The organism is Leptospira yanagawae serovar Saopaulo str. Sao Paulo = ATCC 700523 (genome assembly GCF_000332475.2).
In the GTDB taxonomy this organism is placed as follows: Bacteria; Spirochaetota; Leptospiria; order Leptospirales; family Leptospiraceae; genus Leptospira_A; species Leptospira_A yanagawae.
In genome coordinates, this window is the sequence record NZ_AOGX02000018.1 from 1 (window position 1) to 2,331 (window position 2,331).

3 protein-coding genes and 1 pseudogene are annotated in these 2,331 nt (G+C 33.8%); 2 read left to right on the forward strand and 2 right to left on the reverse strand.

Annotated elements, in window-relative coordinates:
- Positions 1 to 490 precede the first annotated feature (490 nt).
- Together LEP1GSC202_RS10925 and LEP1GSC202_RS10930 are read left to right on the forward strand one after the other, a co-directional pair.
- The gene (locus LEP1GSC202_RS10925; RefSeq protein WP_015677818.1) at positions 491 to 1,183 is read left to right on the forward strand and encodes a hypothetical protein; all 693 of its coding nucleotides are present in this window, start codon (positions 491 to 493) and stop codon (positions 1,181 to 1,183) included.
- A 290-nt stretch (positions 1,184 to 1,473) separates the two neighbouring features.
- Complete coding sequence (locus LEP1GSC202_RS10930; RefSeq protein ID WP_208597405.1) at positions 1,474 to 2,115, forward strand: HNH endonuclease; 642 nt, start codon at positions 1,474 to 1,476, stop codon at positions 2,113 to 2,115.
- Positions 2,116 to 2,130: 15 nt separating this feature from the next.
- On the opposite strand, the gene LEP1GSC202_RS19650 is transcribed toward LEP1GSC202_RS10930, so the two are convergent.
- Both LEP1GSC202_RS19650 and LEP1GSC202_RS20495 read right to left on the reverse strand, forming a co-directional pair.
- Positions 2,131 to 2,268 (reverse strand): integrase core domain-containing protein, encoded by a 138-nt coding sequence (locus LEP1GSC202_RS19650; RefSeq protein WP_015678921.1) that lies wholly within the window; start codon positions 2,266 to 2,268, stop codon positions 2,131 to 2,133.
- A pseudogene (locus LEP1GSC202_RS20495) lies at positions 2,250 to 2,331 on the reverse strand (integrase core domain-containing protein); the annotation flags it as partial. The pseudogene LEP1GSC202_RS20495 and the gene LEP1GSC202_RS19650, both read right to left, overlap by 19 nt.

Consider the following 2,331-nt stretch of genomic DNA (forward strand, 5'->3'; position numbering starts at 1 on the left):
GGCTTCTGGCACTCCACTTGCCTTCGCAAGTGTCGTTCCAGCCCCTAACGCCTCTTCGAGGCTCAGGGTCAGCCTACGTTGGTTAGCTTTTTCGTTAATTGCAATTGGTTGATCAATAGAATAAGACGCGCAAATTTTTTTGAATGTGAGTGATGTCGATTAAAGCAGAATGAAATACATGGCTGTGTTACTCCATTTACGTCTATAAAATGATTTCAGCTCTTTTAAGAGATAAGAGAAAAATTTGCGCTTGATTGGATATTACTAACGACTTAAATTCTTTTGTATTCGTAACCAACTGCAATTATCATCCGCTAACCACTTCGCTTCGGGACTTCGCCCTCGCTTGGGCTGTGCCACATAGGCTTCTGGCACTCCACTTGCCGACGCAAGTGTCGTTCCAGCCCCTAACGCCTCTTCGAGGCTCAGGGTCAGCCTACGTTGGTTAGCTAGTTCGTTATGCGAAACTACTAAAAAATTACTAAATATTATGATCGAAGAAATAAAAAAAATATTAATAAATGCAAAAATATCGAATGTCTATGTTGGTTGGGCTGGCTCATTAAATATTGGCATTGGAAATATTTTAAATCCAGAAGAAAAAAATAGATTTGATATACTCACTGACTGGTATCTTAATTCTGAATCTGCTTCCTGGAGAATTATTAATAAAGAAGTTGTTTTATCTGGATCTTATAACCAAGATAAATCAGATTCTGAAATATTTCCTTCAACACTTTATTCGAAAATTTTAGATGTTCAGATTAACCATTTGAAAGATTTAACTCTTTTTTTGGAAAACCAAACTAAAATAGATTTTAGAAATTTAAACGGAATTGAAAAGGATCATTGCCTTTATAATATTTCAAATCGAAATGGAATCGGATTCTCACTTTTCATAAATGGTGATTGGGTTTCATGGACCGACTTAGATTACCTTAATAAAAATGAAATCGTTGAAAATAATGAAAAAATACAAGAAATAGCAAAAACTTTTTCTTTAAAAATTGAAAAATCAGATTCTACCGTTAAGACAAATAATTGTGATAATTGTATTTATTTTAGAGCAATTAATGGTCCTTATGAGTTTTGGGATTTCGGATTATGTTCTTCGGAAGAATCAATATATTTTGGAAAAGCAAAGTTTAAAAAACATTCATGCAATGCCTTCGAATCCTATTAAACTTAACAAATTATTTTGTTTAAAATAGTAGCTTCGCATAACAGCGACTTACCGCTACGCTTCGGCACAAGGCCTCGCTCGGGCTGCGCCAAATTCCCCTTCTGGCATTCGCCTTGCTTACGCAAGCTACATGCCAGTCCCTAACGTCCCGTTCCGGGACTCAGGGTCGGGGAACTTCGGTAAGTCTATTCGTTAGCCGCAATATTGTTAAATCCGTAAAAAAAACACTAGGTGAATAATACTATATGACGCTTAAAAACCTTTTAGAATGGATAGAAAATAAGATGTCTATGTCAGAAATCTATCAACCATTGATTATTGAACATCTATTGGAAAATAATGGAAAGGCTACCAAAAGGGATTTAGCAATTTTGTTATCAATAAGCGATAGCTCGCTAATAGAATACTATAGCAAAGTATTAATGAACTGGCCTTATAAAACTCTTTCAAAACATAAAATTATAAATTATGACAAAAAGAAGCAGGAATTTACTCTTAACACACATTTAAATGATTCATTACTTATTAATATCATTCGTTCAAAATGTAAAAGCAAAATAAAGGAATGGTTAAGTAACAAGAAGAAAGAATTAAAACAATCTCAATCAATCAGATATGAAGTTCTATCTGAATCTAATCAAAAATGTGCTCTCTGCGGAATTGATTCGAGTATTTCAAATATAGACATTGATCATATAGTACCGAAGAGTAGAGCTGATAAAAACGGGAATATTATCAAAGATGGAATAAAAATGAATGTAAATGATAAAAGGAATTTGCAGGCTTTATGTTACGTATGCAATAGAGGAAAAAGAAATTTAGATGATCAAGATTTTCGCAAGTCATCCAAAAAATTAGTAAGAGATAAAGTTCCTGAATTAATTTTGCAAACAGTGACCTGCCCCCATTTTCAGTACCAATGGATAAGTTAGTTTTCTCTAAACATTTCAACCATAAGATCGCTTAAACTCTGAAGGAGTCAAGTAATTCAATGAAGAGTGAAGACGCTCGTCGTTGTATTCCTTTTGGAAAATTCGCAAAGCATCGGTTAACTCTCTTTGATTTTTAAAGTAGTGTAGATTCAAACACTCATCTCTAAGTTTACCATTGAAACTTTCTATAAATGCATTTTGTGTTGGTTTTCCTTT